Here is an 18,853-nt window from a genome sequence, read left to right on the forward strand (position 1 = left end):
TCAGGCGACGAAGCCGATGCGGCGTGCCTCTTCCGCGCCGACCTCGACGTACGCCAGGGCGGCGACCGGAACGATGAAGCGACGGCCCTTCTCGTCCTGGAGCGACAGGTGCGTCGCCTTCGACGCGAGGGCCTCAGACACGGCCTTCTCGATCTCGTCGGCGGTCTGGGCGGTCTCGAACGCGATCTCGCGCGGGCTGTTGATGATGCCGATCTTGATGTCCACGAGCACAGCGTATCCGAGCGGTCCCGGAGGACATCGGACGTTCGCCGCGGGCGCACTCTGCGGCCCGGGTGCGCGCCGCGCCCGCGTCGGGCCGGGTGGTGTCGGCGGTCGTGGGTACCGTACGAGCGTGCCGCAGACCACGCTGACGCCAGCCCCCGCAGACGTCGGCGTCGCACGCGCCCTGGTCGACGACCCGTCCCAGACCGCCGTGCTCGCGCTGCCCGACGGCCGGCACGCGGCGGTCATCGGCGCTCCCGGCACGGGCAAGACGACTACGCTCGCCCGGCTCGTCGCCGACCGGTTGCGCCGACCGGACGCGATCAGCCCCGACGGGCACGCCACCGTGCTCGCGCTGACCTCGTCGCGGACCGCTGCCACGGCCCTCCGTGACCGCCTCGCCGCCGCCGTCGACCGCGTGGTGCCCGGAGCGCTCGCCCGGACCGTGAACTCGTTGGCCTTCCAGATCGTCGCGCACGCCGCCGCGGTCCAGGGGCAGGAAGCGCCCACGCTGCTGACCGGTGGCGAGCAGGACCGCATCATCGCCGACCTGCTCGCCGGTCACGAGCTCGACGGCACCGGTCCGGACTGGCCCGAACCCATCACCGCGGTGGTGCGCGAGCGCGCCGGGTTCCGGACCGCGCTGCGCGACGTCATGATGCGTGCGGTCGCGGCGGGCGTCGAGCCCGAGGACATGCGCGAGCTCGGCGACGAGGGCGGTCGACCCGAGTGGCGGGCCGTCGGTGACTTCGTCGACGAGTACCGGGCCTCGGTCACCGCGTTCCGCGCGACCAGCCTCGACTCCGGTGAGCTCGTCGCGTTCGCCACCGCCGCCGTGCTGCGTGGGGAACTCCCGGCGAGCATCGCCGCCCTCGGACTCATCGTGGTCGACGACACCCAGGAACTCGTCGAGGGCGAGGTGGCACTGCTCGGTGCGCTCGCCCGGTCCGGCGTGCAGGTCGTCGCGTTCGGCGACCCGGACATCGCCGCCTCGGCGTTCCGCGGGGCCGAACCGGACGTGCTCGGGCGCCTGGCCGTGCGGCTCGGCGTGGACCGGGTCGATGAACTCTTCCTCGGCACCGTGCACCGGTACCCCGCGCCGATCCGGTCGTTGGTCTCCGGGATCACGGGACGCATCGGCACGGCAGCGGCCGGTCGGCAGCGCGCGGCGACGGCGAGTGACGAGGACGCCCGAGCCGACGCCGTCGTGCACCTCGAGGCGGCGAGCCGGTCGGCGCTGCTCGTGGCCGTCGCCCGACGGCTCCGCGAGCACCGTCTGCTCGACGGTGTGCCGTGGCACCGGATGGCCGTCGTCACCCGCAGCGGCGCCGCGATCCCCGAGCTCGTGCGTGCGCTCTCGGTGCCCGAGGTCCCCGCGACCGCCGGTGCCGCGCCCGTCCGCCCCCGTGACGACTCGGCGGCGCGGGCGCTGCTCGACGCCGCGGCGGTCGCCCTCGGGGTCCTGCCCCTCGACGCCGCCCTGGCCACGGCGTTCGCCACCGGGCCGCTCGGCGGGCTCGACACCCTGGCGATGCGCCGGTTGCGGCTCGCCCTGCGGCGCGAAGAGCTCGCCGGCGACGGCACCCGCACGGCCGACGAACTCCTGATCGACGCGCTCGGTGCCCCGGAACGTCTGGCCACGGTCGACGCCGGCTTCGCCAGACGGGCGACCCGTCTCGCACGCAGTCTGGTGCAGGCACACGCCGACGCCGAGGCCGGATCGAGCATCGAGGAGATCCTCTGGGGCCTGTGGGAGCGCAGCGGCCTCGCGAAGTCGTGGGGCGGGCAGTCCGCAGCCGGCGGGGTCGGAGCGGGCGAGGCGGACCGGCACCTCGACGCCGTCGTCGGCCTGTTCACCGCCGCCAAGCGGTTCGTCGAACGCACCCCGGACGCCCCGGCCCGGGTGTTCGTCGACGACCTGCTCGGCGCCGACCTGCCCGAGGACTCCATCGGCCCCGACCGCACCGCCGGCCGGGTCCGGGTGCTCACCCCCTCGGCGACGATCGGACTCGAGTGCGACGTCGTCGTGGTGCTCGGACTGCAGGACGGCGTGTGGCCCAACACCCGGGTGCGCGGCAGTCTGCTCGACCCGGACGGCCTGGTCCGTGCGGCGTCGGGGGCCGAGCGTTCGCCGATCGACGACCGCGCCGCGGTGGTGGCCGACGAACTCCGCTTGTTCGCCCGCGCCGTCTCCCGCGCGACCACGCAGGTCGTGATCGGCACCGTCGCCAACGACGACGAGTCCCCGTCGCCGTTCGTCCGCCTGGTGCCGGTGCCGCCGGACCGGCAGCCGACCGTGCACCCGCTGTCCCTGCGCGGACTGGCCGGGTCCCTGCGACGTCGGGTCGTCCTGTCCGGCGACCACGAGGCCGCCTCGGCGCTCGCCCGACTGGCCGAGGCCGAGGTCCCCGGGGCCGCACCGGACGACTGGTACGGCCTCGCCGAGCCCACCACCGACGAGCCGCTGGTCGACCTCGACGCCGACCCGGCCCCCGAGGTCGAGGGCGGCGAACCCGTCGCCCCGACCGTGTCCGTCTCGCCGTCGCGCATCGGCACGTTCGAGGAGTGCCCGGTGCACTGGTTCGTGCAGACCTTCGGCGGCGGTGCGCCGAGTCCGGCGATGGGGATCGGCACGATCGTGCACGAGGCGATGGAGCACGCGACCGAGATCGACGTCGAGTCGCTGTGGGAGCGGGTCGAGGCCCGGTGGGACGAACTGACCTTCGAGTCGCCGTGGGTGGCCGATCGGGAACGCGCGCGCACCCGCCGCATGATCGAGGGGCTCAGCGACTACCTGCGGACCTTCGCGGGCGCTGGCCGCCGGTTGCTCGGCGCCGAGACCTCGTTCGCCCTGGTCACCGGCCCCGCCCGGATGCGCGGCAGCATCGACCGCATCGAGGTCGACCCCGAGGGCCGTGTCAGCGTCGTGGACCTCAAGACCGGACGCTCGATGCCGAGCGAGAAGAACGACATGCCGGAGCACCCGCAGCTCGGCGCGTACCAGCTGGCGATCGAGGACGGCGCGGTCGAGGGCGTTCCGGCCGGCTCGCCCATGACGGACGCCCGACTCGTGTTCGTGCAGAACCCCCGCGGCGGGCAGGCCTACTCGGAGCGCACCCAGCACGCGTTCGACGCCGAGGCGCGCGACGCCTACCGGGAGCGCCTGCACGGGGTCGCGCGCGGCATGGCCGGACGGACCTTCCTGGCGAACGTGGACGACCACTGCGAGAAGGCCCGGACCGGCGTCGAGTGCCGCATCCACGTGGTCTCGGAGGTGACCTGGTGACCGACACGACCGACACGACCGACACGACGGGCGCGACGGGCGCGACGGGCGCGACGGACGCGCCCGGAACCGCCGCGCCCGCGGTCCGGCACGGCGCCGACGCCATCGCCGACGCCCTCGGCCGCCCCCGCCCGACCGCACAGCAGCGCGCCGTCATCGAGTCCCCGCTCACCCCCGCCCTGGTCGTCGCCGGAGCCGGCAGCGGCAAGACCGAGACGATGGCGTCGCGGGTGGTCTGGCTGCTCGCGAACGGCATGGTCCGCCCCGACGAGGTCCTCGGCCTGACCTTCACCCGCAAGGCCGCCGGCGAGCTCTCGGTGCGCATCAACGACCGCATCCGTGCACTCGAGGACGTCGGCCTGATCACCCCGGGCGACGCCTTCGAAGCACCCACGGTGTCGACCTACAACGCGTTCGCGAACGCCGTCTTCCGCGAGAACGCCCTGCTCGTCGGCCGCGACGGCGAGTCCCAGGTCCTGACCGAACCGTCCGCCTGGCAGCTGGCCCGCCGGGTCGTGGTGGCCGCGCGTGACGACCGACTGGCCGGACTCGACCGCGACGTCGACACCCTCACCGCGGCCGTCGTGGCGCTCGCCGGGGCCACGTCCGAGCACCTCGTCGAACCCGAGGACCTCCGCCGGTTCGCCGTCGAGTTCTCCGACCTGCTCGAACTGCCCGGCAACCGTGGCAAGCCGTACAAGGCGATCACCGACGCCGTCGCGGCGATCGGTGCGCTGGAGCCCCTGGCCGACCTGGTCGCGGAGTTCCGGCGGCAGAAGGTCGACCGCGGCTTCGTCGAGTTCTCCGACCAGATCGCCCTGGCGCTCGCCGCGGCCGAGTCCGCGCCGCGGGTGGTCACGGACCTGCGGCAGCGGTTCGGCGTCGTGCTGCTCGACGAGTACCAGGACACCTCGGTGGTGCAGACCCGGTTCCTCGCCCGGCTGTTCCGCGGGCACTCGGTGATGGCCGTGGGCGACCCGCACCAGTCGATCTACGGGTTCCGCGGTGCGAGCGCCGCGAACCTCGCACGCTTCCCGCACGACTTCGGCGGCACCGAGCCGGATGCGGTCCGGCCCGTGACGTTCGCGCTGTCGACGAGCTGGCGGAACCCGGTCGACGTCCTCGCGGGGGCGAACGCGATCGTGGCGCCGCTGTCCGAGGCATCCGAGGTCGACGTCGAGCGCCTGTCACCGCGACCCGGTGCGGACGCCGGGTCGGTCCGAGCGGTGTTCCCGGAGACCCTGCCGGAAGAGGCCGACGAGGTCGCCGCGTGGTTCCAGGGCCACCGGAAGCGGAACCCGACCGGGTCGATGGCCCTGCTGCTCCGTGCCCGCAAGGACCTGGCGTCGTTCACCGCGGCGCTCGGGGCGCGTGCTGTGCCCTTCCACGTGCTCGGCACCGGCGGCCTGCTGCAGCGCCCCGAGATCGTGGACCTGGTCGCGTGCCTCCGGGTGCTGCACGACCCGGCTGCCGGCAACGACCTCATCCGGTTGCTCGCGGGTGCCCGGTGGCGGGTGGGCCCGGCGGACGTCGTCGCCCTCCACCACCTCGCGCGGTGGCTGTTCCAGCGCGACCACACCCAGCAGCGGCTCGACGACGAACTGACGGCGGCGTTCCGCGCCTCGGTGGCCGCGGGGGAGCACGGTTCGATCGTCGACGCCCTGGACTTCGTGGCGACCGCACCGGACGAGCACGGCGCGCTCGAGGGCATCACGCCCGCCGGCCGGAGCCGGATGCGGGCGCTCGGCACGCAGCTCGCGATGCTGCGGTCGCGGGCCGGCAGCGACCTGGTCGACTTCGTGACGCTCGTGGTGCAGGAGATGCGGCTCGACATCGAGGTCGCGGCGCACGAGCAGGGCAGCGGGGCGTACCTCGACGCCTTCATCGACGAGCTCGCCGGGTTCGTGTCCACCGACGACCGTGCCGACCTCGGGTCGTTCCTGGGGTGGATCGACGCAGCCGCCCGTCGTGACGACATGGGCCCGCGCTCCGAGGAACCCGAAGCCGGCACGGTCCAGATCCTGACGATCCACGGGTCGAAGGGCCTCGAATGGGACGCCGTCGCGGTGCCGCGCATGGTCGAGGGCGGCCTGCCCGCGCGGCCGCAGGAGGGCTCGTCCGGGTGGCTCGGCTTCGGCCGTCTGCCGTACGAGTTCCGGGGGGACGGCGCCGAGCTGCCGAGCCTGGCGTGGCGCGGGCAGGAGACTCAGAAGGACGTCACGACCGCGATCGACGCCTTCAAGGAGCAGGTGAAGGCCCGCAACGAGGACGAGGAACGCCGACTCACGTACGTCGCGCTGACCCGTGCCCGCCACGACCTGCTCGTGTCCGGTTCGTTCTGGGCCGGCGGCGTGCGCCCCACCGAGCCGAGCCGGTACCTGCACGACCTGGTCGAGGCCGGGGTCGTCGACGGCACCGCGATCCCGGAGACCACCGTGCACGACGAGAACCCCCTCGGCGAGGACGGCGCCCAGCAGCTCTGGCCGCACGTGCCGTTCGGGCAGCGTGCGCCCCGGGTGCTGGCGGCGGCCGAGCGGGTCCGGAACGCCAACCCCGGTGCCTCCGGCCGGTACGCGGCCGACATCGACCTGCTGCTCGCCGAACGACGCGCGACCCGGAACGCGAAGCACGCGGTCGTGGTCCCGCACCGCGTGCCGGCCTCCGGCTTCAAGGACTACCTGACCGAGCCGGACAAGGTGGCCGAACGCCTGCGGCGGCCGATGCCGGAGCGTCCGTACCGAGCGACCCGGCTCGGCACGCTCTTCCACCAGTGGGTGGAGCAGCGTGCCCGGACGGGCGGGTCGCTCGAGACCCTCGACGTGTGGGGCGACGAGCTCGACCTCGACGCCGACGACCTGGTCGACGCCTCGCCGGACGCCGTGGTCACGGACGACGACGCCCGACGACTGGCCGACTTCCAGGCCACCTTCGCCCGCTCACGGTGGGCCGGCCGCACGCCGGTCGAGGTCGAGCGGGAGATCCACATACCGTTCCTCGGGCACAGCGTCGTCTGCAAGCTCGACGCCGTCTACGAGATCGACGGGCGTGCCGAGGTCGTCGACTGGAAGACGGGCAAGGCACCGTCCGGTGCCGACGACCTGGCCCGACGGACGCTGCAGCTCGCCCTGTACCGGGTGGCCTACGCCGAGTTCACCGGTCGACCGCTCGACCAGGTCGACGCCGTGTTCTACTTCGTCGCGGACGACCTCGAGGTGCGTCCGACCGAGCTGCTGGACCGTGCTGGACTCGAGCGCGCCTGGACGGCCGCGATCGGCTGACGGACGAGGGGTCGCGACACCCCGCGGCGTGCACGGCGACCGGTTACAGGCCGTCAGTGCGCGGCTCGACGGCCGACGGCTCGTGGCCGGTCGGTGCTCGGAGGGCGGGGAGCCGTGACCGCTCGGGGCCGGACGCGGGCGGGGAGCGCGCCGCGCCCAGCCGGCCACCCGGGAGGCCCGGTGCCGGTCTCGCGGACCGGCACCGGGCCTCCAGGCAGTCGCGCCCACCGCCCAGCGCGACCGCCACTGGTCACGACAGCCCGTCGGCGGCTGCGGACTGGTCGTGGACGGTCGCTCGAACGCGGGGCGGACGACGTTGCGTGACCGCTCGGCAGCGGTGAGCGCGGCGCACGAGCCGGAACGTCGGAGCGGACGTCAGCCGTGTCGGCGCTCGGTCGACGACAGCAGCTGCTCGACCTCGCCGATCTCCATCGTCTCGGGGGACACCGACTGCAGCGGTTCCGCGCTCGGCGCGTGCACCGCGTCGACCAGCCGGTGCATCATGGCGACCGCGTCGTCGACGACCTCGGTGCTCTTCGCCTGGACGCCGTGCAGCAGCCAGTGCGCCGTCTCGAGTTCGTGGTGCACCCGGGCGCGCTGTGCGAGCTGACGGTCGCGTCCGCCGCCGTTCGCCTCGTAGGCGCTCAGGACGGTGTCGAAGGCGTCGCGTCGGCCGGCGAGCACCCAGGCGAGGTCCTTCGCCGGGTCGCCGAGTCGAAGCTCGCCCCAGTCGAGGATCCCGCTGACGGCCTCGCCGTCGACGAGCAGCACGCCGGTGCCGATCGAACCGTGCACGACGGTCGGGGTGAACTGCCACAGCTGCTGGTCGCGCGCGGCACCCTCCCACCGTTCGACCAGGGCGGCGGGCACGAGCTTGGTGGCGACGGCGCGGTCCATCACGGAGACGGCGGAGCGCAGCACCTCGAACGGGGTGAGCGACGGCAGGCCGGCGTCCGAGACGAAGCTCGTCGGCAGCTGGTGGATCGCGGCGAGGGCGCGGCCGACGCTCGTGGCGAGCTCGGGGCGCTCGGCGAACGACGCGAGCGTCGGGTGCGCGCCCGGCAGCCGGGTGGTGACGATGGCGCGGGTCGATCCGATCGGCGCCTGACCGCGGTACTCGGCCACACCGAACGGGAGGCGCGTGCGGATCCCGGCGCTCAGCGCACGGATCGCGACGAGGTCGGCCGACTGCCGGGCTTCCGCCCGCTGGTTCCGGGGACGTCGGATGACCGTCAGGGCGCCGTCGGCGTCGCGGAGGAGAGCCGACTCGTAGTCGCCGGCCGCGGCCGAGCCGAGCGTGCGCGTGCCCGTGACGACGAGACCGGGCACGGCCGTCGTCGCCAACGCGGCTAGAGTGAACTGGGATCCCGCCATGCCCCTCAGGGTAGGTGCGTGACGCCTGCACCGGTGCACGCCACGCTGTTCCCGAAGCCTTCCCAGTACGCCTTGCCGCACGCCCCGCCCGCAGGCCTCGCCTGCACCTGAACCGAGGAGCCCTCTGCCGTGACCGTCGAGTTCGCCTCCCGGCTCCCGCTGTCCCGCAACGAACTCGACCGCGACGCCGAGTTCCGCACGACGCCGGACCTCGACCGGGTCCTGCGCGAGGACTCCGCGACCCGGTACCTGCCGGTGCACGGCTCGGAGATGCTCCGGAACGCCGACGGCACCCTGCGGTTCGTGACCGCGGCCGACGTGCCGGACGGCACCGTGACGCTGTACCTCGGCCGCGCCGTGTCCGACGCTGCCGACGCGCCCGCCGGCACCCGCTTCGTCGCGGCCCTCGTCGACGACGCCACCGCGTCGGCCATCGAACCGTCCGATGACGCGTGGGAGAGCCTGCGCATGTTCGGCACCGAGCTGTCCCCGCGCGACCAGGGCCTGGCGGTCGAGGCCGTGGCGATGGCGAACTGGCACGCCGTCCACGGCTTCTCACCCCGCACCGGGTCCGCGACCGACGTCGTCACCGGCGGGTGGGTGCGCCGCGACCCTGAAGGACACGAGCACTTCCCGCGTACCGACGCCGCGATCATCGTCGGTGTCGTCGACGCCGACGACCGCATCCTGCTCGGCTCGAACGCCGCGTGGGACGCCGACCGCTACTCGCTGCTCGCCGGGTTCGTCGAACCGGGGGAGTCGCTCGAGGACGCCGTCCGCCGCGAGGTCTTCGAGGAGTCCGGCGTGCACGTCGAGGAGCCCGAGTACCTCGGCTCGCAGCCGTGGCCGTTCCCCGCGTCGCTGATGGTCGGCTTCCGTGCCCGCGCAGTGGACGGCGACCCGTCCACCGCCCGGCCCGACGGCGTCGAGATCCTCGACGTGCGCTGGTTCTCGCGCGAGGACATCCGGGAGCGCGCGGGGGACACCCTGCTGCTGCCCGGTCGGACCTCGATCGCCCGCGCCATCATCGAGGAGTGGTACGGCGGGCCGCTGGACCTGCCGTGAGCAGTGCTGGTGGTGGGCCGGTGTCGGCTGGCGCTGGTCCGGGCGGTGCAGGCGGTTCGGCCGGTTCGGCCGGTTCGGCCGAGGTCCGTCCGCCGTCGCCCGATGAACTCCTCGCTGCCCTCGACACCGAGCAGCGCACCGTCGCCCGGACCCTGCTCGGGCCCGTCGCGGTCCTGGCGGGCGCCGGCACCGGCAAGACCCGTGCGATCACCCACCGCATCGCCTACGGCGTCGCGACCGGCACCTACGCACCGAACCACGTCCTCGCGCTGACGTTCACCACCCGCGCCGCCGGGGAGCTGCGGTCGCGGCTGCGCTCGCTCGGCGCCGGCACGGTGCAGGCGCGGACCTTCCACGCCGCGGCGATGGCGCAGCTCAGCTACTTCTGGCCGGACACCGTCGGCGGGCACGCGCCGAAGATCGTCGAGTCCAAGGGCCGGATGATCGCGCACGCCGCGGACACCGTCGGGATGTCGGTCGACACCCCGGTGCTGCGCGACCTGGCCGCCGAGGTCGAGTGGCGCAAGGTGCAGATGCTCTCGCTCGAGGAGTACGAGGCCGCCGCCGCCGAGCGCGTGATGCCGCGCGACACCTCACCGCGCCGGGTGATCGACCTGATGAAGGCCTACGAGCGCCTGAAGGACGACCGCCGACAGCTCGACTTCGAGGACGTCCTGCTCGCCACGCTCGGCATGGTCGAGTCGGAGCCGCGGGTGGCGTCCTACGTGCGGCAGCAGTACCGGTTCTTCGTGGTCGACGAGTACCAGGACGTCTCGCCCGTGCAGCACGACCTGCTGCGGGCCTGGCTCGGTGGCCGCGACGACCTGTGCGTCGTCGGCGACGCCAGCCAGACGATCTACTCGTTCGCCGGTGCGTCGAGCGACTACCTGCTCGGCTTCGGCTCGGAGTTCCCCCGCGGCTCGGTCGTGCGACTCGAGCGGAACTACCGCTCCACCCGCGAGGTCGTGCACGCCGCCAACGCCCTGATGCGCGGGCAACCGGGTGCGCTCGACCTGGTCGCGCAGACGCAGGAGCCCGGTCCGGACCCGGTCGTCGTGCCGTGCGTGCACGACGGCGACGAGGCCCAGACCATCGCCCGGCGCATCGCGGAACTCGTCGCCGGCGGAGCGTCGTACGGCGACTGCGCGGTGCTGTTCCGCGTCGGCGCCCAGTCCGCGGCCCTCGAGTCCGCACTCGGCCGCAACGGCATCCCCTACCGGGTGCAGGGCGGCACGCGCTTCTTCAACCGGCCCGAGGTCAAGCTCGCAGTGCACCACATGCGCGGCGAGGCGATCCGGCAGACCGACGACGAACTGACCCGCCGTGTCCGCCTCGTGCTGCAGGTCAGCGGGTGGACGTCGACCGCCCCCGAGGGCACCGGCGCCGTCCGCGAGCAGTGGGAAGCCCTGCAGGCGATCATGGGCCTGGCCGAGGACGCCCCCGCCGGCACGACCATGCAGCAGTTCACCCAGGACCTGGTGGACCGTGCCGCGACGCACCACGAGCCCGAGGTCGACGCCGTGACCCTGGCGACCCTGCACTCGTCGAAGGGACTCGAGTGGCCGAACGTGGTCATCGCCGGTGCCGCCGAGGGACTCCTGCCGATCTCGCACGCCACCACCGACACCGAGGTGGACGAGGAACGTCGCCTGTTCTACGTCGGCCTGACCCGCGCCCGGCGGACCGTGACGATCACGTGGTCGAGACAGGGTTCCACGCGTGGGGGAGCCCGCGCTCCGAGTCGGTTCCTGGCAGTGCTCGGCACGCGCACCGCGGATGGGGCGGCACCGACCACCGGCTGACGGCCAGGTCGTCGCGGTCGAACACCACCTGGTCCGGGTCGGCACGTTGCGACCGGAGCGGCAGGCGCTGCACGAGCAGCCGGGTGGTGGCCGCGGCCACCGCGGCGGACCGCCACGGTGACAGCGGCGCCGGTGGTCGTCCCCACAGCTGCGACGCGATCGCGGGCCACGCCGGGTCGTCGTCCACGCGTGCGAACTCCGCGCACTGGAGGCACGGGCCGGCCCCCGGGACCACGAACGGCCCGAGGCGGATGCGGCCGTCGCCCACCACCACCGCCAGGTGCGGCACGCCCCTGCGGGTCCAGGCGGCGCGGAGCGCGGGGTCGACGACGTGGTCGGCGACCACCACGGCGAGCCGGGGTTCGTGCTCCGGCAGGTCGACGGGGCCGCCCCGCGGGGACGAGGTCCGGGCGACGGTCACGCCCTCGCCGGACAGGTGCGCCGCGATCGTGTCCGGCAACCCGCCGGCGCCGTGCACCTCGACCCGTTCGAGCGGTTCGGGCAGGACGTCGATCACCGCGGGGGACGCCGCACCGAGCACGCGCGCGGCGACGTCCGGTGGGCAGCCCGAGGTGACGGCGAGGCCGCTCAGCGCTTCGCGCCCCGTCTCACGCCGCAGGGCACTGAGGAACCGTTCCTCGCCCGTGGTCGGGACGTCGACGACGGCACGAGGCGGATCGACCCCGAGCTGCACCGTCGTCGGGTCGCGCCAGACGAACTCGAGTGTCGGATCGATGCGGATGCCCATGACCCCACGGTGCCCGAGTCGGGGGCACGCGTGGGGCCGGGTGGTGGATCTGTGGAGAACTCGGCGGTGCCGGACTCAGCGGGGCTGGTCGCCGGGGTGGTCCTCGTCGGTGCCTGTCTCGTCGGTGCCCGGGGCGCCGTCGTCGATCCGGCCGGACTCGTCCTCGTGCGGACGGGCGCCGGTGGCGTCGTTGAGCAGGTCCTCGAGCGCCTTGTCGAACGCGTCGTCCTCCTCGGTCTGCGCGGGGTTCCGCAGACGGGCGACCAGGGCGTCGGGTGCGTCGACGTCGTCGGACGTGGGGACCAGGTCGAAGTGCGACCAGAGTGCGTCACGCTGCTCGGCTCCGAGCTCGTCCGTCACCCGCTGCCACATCGCGGCGGCCTCGCGCAGACGGCGGGGTCGCAGTTCGAGGCCGACGAGCGTCGCGAACGCGGACTCGGCGGGTCCTCCGGCTGCACGGCGACGGCGGACCATCTCGGCGATGGCGCCGCTCTTCGGCAGCCGGACGGTGGCGGCGGCGGTCACCGTGTCGACCCAGCCCTCGACGAGCGCGAGCATGGTCTCGAGTCGTGCCAGCGCAGCATCCTGCTCGGGCGTGCGCGGCGGGATGAGCGCGCCCGAGGCGAGCGCGTCCCGCAGCTGCTCCTGGTTGGTCGGGTCGATGTCCGCGGCGAGCTCCTCGACGCGGTCGAAGGGGATGTGGATGCCCCGTGCGTAGTCCGTGATCGACGAGATGATGTGCAGTCGCAGCCACCGCGCCGAGCGGAAGAGCCGTGCGTGCGCGAGTTCGCGGACCGCCAGGTAGATGCGGACCTCGTCCTCGGAGACGTCGAGTCCCTCGGCGAACTCGGCCACGTTCTGCGGCAGGAGTGCTGCGACCTGCTCGTCCAGCAGCGGGACACCCACGTCGCCGCCGGACACGACCTCCTTCGACAGCTGGCCGACGACCTGGCCGAGCTGGATGGCGAAGAGGGCACCGCCGACGCCGCGCATCGCCTTCGAGACGTCACCGAGCATCGCCTTGAGTTCTTCGGGAGCACGCTGGTCGATGGCCTCGGTCAGCGCATCGGCGATGCTGAACGCGACGGGCTCGGCGATCTGGGTCCACACCGGAACTGTCGCCTTCGCCCACTGCTCCCGCGTGTACAGGCTCGGGGTCGCGGTGAGCTCGGCCACGGTCGTGACCTCGTCCAACCAGAGGGCGGCGACCTGGAACGCCTGGTCGGCCGCCTGCAAGGCCACCGGGTCGACGGCGTGGCCGCCCTCGCGGGCGATCGCGGTGGCGCGCTCGGCGGTCGCGGAGAAGTCGATGCCGTCGCCGCCGGACTGCGCGGCACGCTGCAGCTGGCTCATCAGGTTCGCGACGAACGCCGGGTCGTTCGGCAGGCCGGCTGCACCGGCGAGCTGCGACGGGTCGATCTGGCCCTCGCCCGAGAGCAGCTTGCGCAGCATCTCCTGGAAGTCGTCGTCCGGCCCCGGCTGTGGTTCATCAGGCATGCCGACTACGCTAATCGCTGCTCACGGGGCCGCACCTGGGATGCCCCCGTGGGAACGCCCGAACCGCTGCGCCGAGGGCGAACAGTCCCGCCGCACGGCGCGGACGACCGCCCCGCCGTCAGGCCCGGCGACCGCCCCTGGAAGGACCCCGCGTGACCCTCTTCACCCCCGCGCCCCGTCGTCGTTCGCGTGCCAGGACCGTCGGGTGGGCGTTCGTGATCGGTGCCGTCGTGCTGGGGATCCTGGCGAGCGTGCTGCCGAGCCCGTACCTGATCGAGGTCCCCGGACCGGTCTACAACACCATCGGGACCCAGAAGCAGGGGACGGGCAAGGACGCGAAGGACGTCAAGCTGATCCAGGTCTCCGGGCACGAGACCTACCCCACCGCCGGTGCGCTCGACATGCTGACGGTCGGCATCCAGGGCGACGCGACGAACCGTCCGTCGTGGACCAGCGTCGTCCGGGCGATCTTCACGAAGTCCGAGGCCGTGATCCCGGTCGAGGCGATCTACCCGACCGGCACGACGACCGAGCAGGTGAACCAGCAGGACTCCGCCGACATGCAGGCGTCGCAGCAGTCCGCGGTGGCCGCAGCACTGATCCAGCAGGGGAACGACCTGCCGACCGAACTCGAGGTCGGAACCGTGCAGCCCGGCTCGGCTGCCGACGGTCCGATCGAGAAGGGCGACGTCATCACGGCCTTCGACGGCACCCCGCTCACGACGAACGCCGACGCCACCTCGCTGCGGGAGCTCGTCGCGAAGCACGGCACGTCGACCCCGGCCACCGTCACCATCGAGCGCGACGGTGCGACGAAGGACGTCCGGGTGACCCCGCGCGACGAGCAGGGCACCGCGCTCCTGGGCGTCGGCGTCACGGAGAAGTACGACTTCCCGTTCGACGTCTCGATCAAGCTGCAGGACGTCGGTGGCCCCTCGGCCGGCATGATGTTCGCGCTCGGGATCATCGACGAGATCACGCCCGGCAAGCTCAACGGCGGCAAGCACGTCGCGGGGACGGGCACGATCACCGCCGACGGCGAGGTCGGAGCCATCGGCGGCATCCGGCAGAAGCTCTACGGAGCGCGGGAAGCGGGGGCGACGGTGTTCCTCGCCCCCGCCGACAACTGCGGCGAGGTCGTCGGGCACGTGCCGGACGGGCTCGACGTCTACAAGGTGTCGACGCTCGACCAGGCCGTCACCGACCTGCAGACCATCGCCGACGGGAAGAGCACCGCGAAGCTCGCCCGCTGCGGTTCCTGACCGGGTTCCTGAGTCCTCGCACAGTTTCACAGTCCGCCCGGTCCAATAGGATCAGTGCACTGACGGCCCGCCGCGAGCCGGGCCCGCCGGTCCGACACGTCTGGAGCACATCAAGTGACGACAACCTCGTCCACCTCGGGGCGGCGTTCGCCGCGGGTCCCGATCGTGGTCACGATCATCGTGCTGGCCGCACTGGTGATCGGCTTCTTCATCTTCGCCAGCCTGTACACCGACTACGCGTGGTTCGCGCAGCTCGGGTTCCAGCAGGTCCTCACGACGCGGTGGATCGCAGGGACCCTGATGTTCCTCGCGGGCTTCCTGGGAATGGCGATCCCGGTCTTCCTGAGCATCGGACTGGCCTTCCGGTACCGCCCGGTCTACGCGAAGCTCAACTCGCAGCTGGACCGGTACCAGCAGGTCATCGAACCGCTGCGCCGCGCCGTCATGATCGGCATCCCGGTGGTGCTCGGCATCTTCGCCGGGCTGTCGACCTCGGGGCGCTGGAGCATGGTGCTCGAGTACTTCAACCGGACCCCGTTCGGCAAGACCGACCCGCAGTTCGGCCTGGACATCGGCTTCTACGTCTTCGAGCTGCCGTTCTGGCGCTCGATCGTGGCGTACTCGTCGGCCGTGGTGCTGATCGCGGGGCTCGCCGCCCTCGCCGCCTGCTACCTGTACGGCGCGCTGCGCTTCGGGGGACGTGAAGTCCGGATATCCCGTGCCGCGCGCATCCAACTCGCCGTCACCGCTGCGCTCTACATCGCGCTGCAGGCCGTGAGCCTGTGGCTCGACCAGTACGCGGCGCTCACCAAGTCGAACTCGCTCATCACCGGTGCGCAGTACACCGAGGTCAACGCGGTCATCCCGGGTCGCGAGATCATGGCGGGCATCGCGGCGATCGTCGCGATCCTGTTCATCGTCACCGCGGTCATCGGCCGCTGGCGCATCTCGATCGTCGGCACCGGCCTGCTGCTCGTCGCCGCGATCGTCATCGGGGGCATCTACCCCTGGATCGTCCAGCGCCTGCAGGTCAAGCCCTCGGAGCGTACCTACGAGTCCGCGTACATCGAGCGGAACATCAAGGCCACGCGTGACGCCTACGGTGTCTCCGACGTCAAGGAACAGAACTACGACGCCACGACCGAGGCCAGCTCCGGCGCCCTCGCGCAGGACGCCCAGACGACGGCGAACATCCGCCTCATCGACCCGAAGATCGTCTCCGACACCTTCAGCCAGCTGCAGCAGTACCGGCAGTACTACCAGTTCCCGGACGAGCTCGACGTCGACCGGTACGACGTCAAGGGCGAGACCGAGGACACCGTCATCGCGGTGCGCGACATCGACCTCGACGGTCTGAGCTCGGCCGCGAACACCCAGTACAACCGGGCGTTCGTGTACACCCACGGCTACGGCGTGACCGCGGCCTTCGGCAACCAGCGCGCGAGCGACGGCAAGCCGGTGTTCCTCGAGTCGGGCATCCCCTCGAACGGCGCGCTGGGTGACTTCCAGCAGCGCGTGTACTTCGGCGAGACCTCGCCGGCGTACTCGATCGTCGGAGCGCCGAAGGATTCGAAGGACGTCGAGCTCGACTACCCGTCCGGATCCGACGACGACAACGGCGGCAACGCCACCACGACGTACTCCGGCGACGGCGGACCGAGTGTGGGCAACTTCTTCAACCGACTCGTCTACGCGGCGAAGTTCCAGTCGGAGCAGGTCCTGCTGTCGGACGCGGTCAACAAGGACTCGCAGATCCTCTACGACCGCGACCCGATCACGCGTGTCCAGAAGGTCGCGCCGTACCTGACGGTCGACAGCGACGCCTACCCGGCGATCGTCGACCACCGCATCCAGTGGGTCGTCGACGGCTACACGACGAGCGATGCCTACCCGTACTCGCAGAGCCAGAGCCTGTCGGACAGCATCGCCGGTTCGGAGTCCTCGGCGTACCGCACCGACCAGGTCAACTACATCCGCAACTCGGTGAAGGCCACGGTCGACGCCTACACGGGCAAGGTGACCCTCTACGCGTGGGACACCAAGGACCCGGTGCTGAAGACGTGGGAGAAGATCTTCCCGACGTCGGTCAAGTCGGTGTCGAGCATGAGCGCCGAGCTGCTGGACCACGTCCGCTACCCGACGGACCTGTTCAAGGTGCAGCGGTCGATCCTCGGCACCTACCACGTGACGAACGCGAACTCGTTCTACTCGGGTGACGACGCGTGGAACACACCACAGGAGCCCACCACCACGGGGTCGACCGACACGGATGCGAGCGCCGCCGACACGTCGACGACCACCAACGCCCTGGGCGCGCAGACGACGACGACCGCGAGCAAGGCGAACCTGCAGGATCCGTACTACCTGACGATGAAGGTGCCGGGGCAGGAGACCGCGTACAACCTGTACACGACCTACATCCCCCAGCAGTCCGCCGGTGCGAACAACCGCAACGTGCTGACCGGCTACCTGGCCGCCGACTCCGACGCGGGAGGTGCGGGCAAGGGCAAGAAGGCGTCGGGCTACGGCAAGCTCACGTTGTTGACGATGCCGAAGACCGACAACATCCCGGGCCCGGCGCAGGTGCAGAACCTGTTCAACTCGGACACCACGGTGTCGCAGGAGCTGAACATCCTGAAGCGCGGCAACTCGACGGTGAAGCAGGGCAACCTGCTCACCCTGCCGGTCGGCGGCGGCTTCCTGTACGTGCAGCCCGTGTACGTGCAGTCGACGTCGAGCGGTTCGTACCCGCTGCTGCAGAAGGTGCTCGTCGCGTTCGGCGACAAGATCGCGTTCGAGGACACCCTCGACGAGGCGCTCAACTCGCTGTTCGGCGGTGACTCGGGTGCTGCTGCCGGAGACTCCGATGCCAGTGGTTCGGGGAGCGACTCCGGTTCGTCCGGGTCGGGCTCGTCCGACTCCGGTTCCGACTCGGGCTCCGGGTCGACCGGTGGCTCGACCGGCTCGGGCACCACGGACAACGACGCACTGCAGCAGGCGCTGTCCGACGCGAACGACGCCCTGCAGGACCGTCAGCAGGCCTACGCCGACAACGACCTGGTCGCTGCAGCCGAGGCCGACAAGCGCCTGCAAGAGGCGATCGAGGCCGCGACCGCAGCCGAAGACGGCAGCTGACACGCCGTGGCGGGGCACACGATTTGTGCCCCGCCACGACCGTGTGTAGGCTATTCAATGTGCCGCGGGGTGGAGCAGTTCGGTAGCTCGCTGGGCTCATAACCCAGAGGTCGTAGGTTCAAATCCTGCCCCCGCAACCAAGCGTCACACGAAAGCCCCGGTCCGAAAGGACCGGGGCTTTCCTCGTTCCCGGGATCCTCCACGCCGGAACGCTCCGCAGTGCGCCGGTACGCTCGGCGGATGGGCACCCTCACGATCGCCGCCGCGCAGTTCGCTCCCGTGGACGACCCGGTGGCCAACCTCAAGACCGTCCGGACCGCGGCGGTCGACGCAGCGGCGCGGGGAGCGGCGCTGCTCGTCACGCCGGAGTACTCGTCGTACTTCACCGCCGACATCGACGACCGGTTCGTCGCCGCAGCGCAGCCGCTCGACGGCCCCTTCGTGTCAGGGCTGCGCGACATCGCCCGCGACACCGGTGTCGCACTGATCGTCGGGATCGCCGAGACGACCGACGCCGAGACGACCGACGCCGAGACGACCGACGCCGAGTCGACGGAAACAGCGACGACCGACGTAGCGACCGCGGACGAACCCACGCGCTTCCGCAACACCCTGGTGGCAGTGCTCCCCACCGGCGAGCTCGCGGCGACCTACCGGAAGGTGCACCTCTACGACGCCTTCGGGTCGCGGGAGTCCGACCGCATCGAGTCCGGCGACCCGGAGCAGCTGCCGGTCTTCGAGTTCGCGGGCCTCCGGATCGGGCTCGAGACCTGTTACGACCTGCGCTTCCCCGAGGTCACCCGCCGGCTGGCAGCGCCCGAGCACGGTGCGGCCGACGTCGTCGTGCTGCCGGCCGAGTGGGTGCGCGGCCCCGGCAAGGAGCACCACTGGCGGACCCTGCTCACCGCGCGGGCGATCGAGAACACCGTGTGGGTCGTCGGTGTCGGCCAGACGCCGCCGATCGGCATCGGCGCCTCGGTGGTGCTCGACCCCTCCGGTGTCGCCGTGGCGTCGGCCGGCTCTGCGCCCGGCACGCTCGTCGCGACGGTCGACACCGCCGTGACCGAGGCGGTCCGGCAGGTCAACCCGTCGCTGGCACTCCGCCGGTACGACGTCGCGCTGCGCGCCCAGCCAGGAGGCACGGCTCGCCCCTGACCTGCGCGTTCCGTCCCATCGCGGTCGCC

Annotated in this window: 11 protein-coding genes and 1 tRNA gene; 8 read left to right on the plus strand and 4 right to left on the minus strand. The window is 72.2% G+C overall.

The window, feature by feature from the left end:
• Entirely contained in the window at nt 1-225 is a 225-nt protein-coding gene (locus EDF33_RS06880) for a DUF3107 domain-containing protein (protein ID WP_111084998.1), read from the minus strand.
• Nucleotides 226-352: 127 nt separating this feature from the next.
• Between EDF33_RS06880 and EDF33_RS06885 the strand changes: the two genes are divergently transcribed.
• Both EDF33_RS06885 and EDF33_RS06890 read left to right on the plus strand, forming a co-directional pair.
• On the plus strand, nt 353-3,508 hold the full coding sequence (locus tag EDF33_RS06885; RefSeq protein WP_165918733.1) for a UrvD/REP family ATP-dependent DNA helicase: 3,156 nt from the start codon (nt 353-355) through the stop codon (nt 3,506-3,508).
• Nucleotides 3,505-6,786, plus strand: coding sequence for an ATP-dependent DNA helicase (locus EDF33_RS06890; protein ID WP_243692373.1), 3,282 nt, complete (start codon nt 3,505-3,507; stop codon nt 6,784-6,786). Before EDF33_RS06885 ends, EDF33_RS06890 begins: the two co-directional genes overlap by 4 nt.
• Before the next feature lie 375 nt (nt 6,787-7,161).
• Here EDF33_RS06890 and EDF33_RS06895 read toward each other — a convergent pair whose 3' ends face one another.
• Entirely contained in the window at nt 7,162-8,160 is a 999-nt protein-coding gene (locus EDF33_RS06895) for a phosphotransferase (RefSeq protein ID WP_132099596.1), read from the minus strand.
• Nucleotides 8,161-8,289: 129 nt separating this feature from the next.
• Here EDF33_RS06895 and nudC point away from each other — a divergent pair, with 129 nt between their 5' ends.
• Together nudC and EDF33_RS06905 are read left to right on the plus strand one after the other, a co-directional pair.
• On the plus strand, nt 8,290-9,225 hold the full coding sequence (nudC, locus tag EDF33_RS06900; RefSeq protein ID WP_111085001.1) for an NAD(+) diphosphatase: 936 nt from the start codon (nt 8,290-8,292) through the stop codon (nt 9,223-9,225).
• Nucleotides 9,222-11,027 (plus strand): ATP-dependent helicase, encoded by a 1,806-nt coding sequence (locus EDF33_RS06905; protein ID WP_243692374.1) that lies wholly within the window; start codon nt 9,222-9,224, stop codon nt 11,025-11,027. Before nudC ends, EDF33_RS06905 begins: the two co-directional genes overlap by 4 nt.
• Here the strand turns inward: EDF33_RS06905 and EDF33_RS06910 are convergent.
• Both EDF33_RS06910 and EDF33_RS06915 read right to left on the minus strand, forming a co-directional pair.
• Nucleotides 10,918-11,775 carry a TOMM precursor leader peptide-binding protein gene (locus tag EDF33_RS06910; RefSeq protein ID WP_132099597.1) on the minus strand — a complete coding sequence of 286 codons (858 nt, stop codon included), beginning with the start codon at nt 11,773-11,775 and terminating at the stop codon, nt 10,918-10,920. The genes EDF33_RS06905 and EDF33_RS06910 overlap by 110 nt on opposite strands.
• 75 nt (nt 11,776-11,850) lie before the next feature.
• Nucleotides 11,851-13,272 (minus strand): zinc-dependent metalloprotease, encoded by a 1,422-nt coding sequence (locus EDF33_RS06915; protein ID WP_132099598.1) that lies wholly within the window; start codon nt 13,270-13,272, stop codon nt 11,851-11,853.
• A gap of 152 nt (nt 13,273-13,424) precedes the next feature.
• On the opposite strand from EDF33_RS06915, the gene EDF33_RS06920 reads away from it, so the two are divergent.
• The 4 genes from EDF33_RS06920 to EDF33_RS06935 all read left to right on the plus strand — a co-directional run bounded on the left by EDF33_RS06920 (nt 13,425) and on the right by EDF33_RS06935 (nt 18,824).
• Nucleotides 13,425-14,534 carry a S16 family serine protease gene (locus EDF33_RS06920; RefSeq protein ID WP_243649853.1) on the plus strand — a complete coding sequence of 370 codons (1,110 nt, stop codon included), beginning with the start codon at nt 13,425-13,427 and terminating at the stop codon, nt 14,532-14,534.
• Between the two features lie 114 nt (nt 14,535-14,648).
• Complete coding sequence (locus EDF33_RS06925) at nt 14,649-17,669, plus strand: UPF0182 family protein (RefSeq protein ID WP_243692375.1); 3,021 nt, start codon at nt 14,649-14,651, stop codon at nt 17,667-17,669.
• A 63-nt stretch (nt 17,670-17,732) separates the two neighbouring features.
• Nucleotides 17,733-17,809 (plus strand) — tRNA-Met (locus tag EDF33_RS06930).
• Between the two features lie 100 nt (nt 17,810-17,909).
• Complete coding sequence (locus EDF33_RS06935) at nt 17,910-18,824, plus strand: carbon-nitrogen hydrolase family protein (RefSeq protein ID WP_132099599.1); 915 nt, start codon at nt 17,910-17,912, stop codon at nt 18,822-18,824.
• Nucleotides 18,825-18,853: the final 29 nt, after the last annotated feature.

The sequence above is a fragment of the Curtobacterium sp. PhB146 genome, from assembly GCF_004342995.1.
In the GTDB taxonomy this organism is placed as follows: Bacteria; Actinomycetota; Actinomycetes; order Actinomycetales; family Microbacteriaceae; genus Curtobacterium.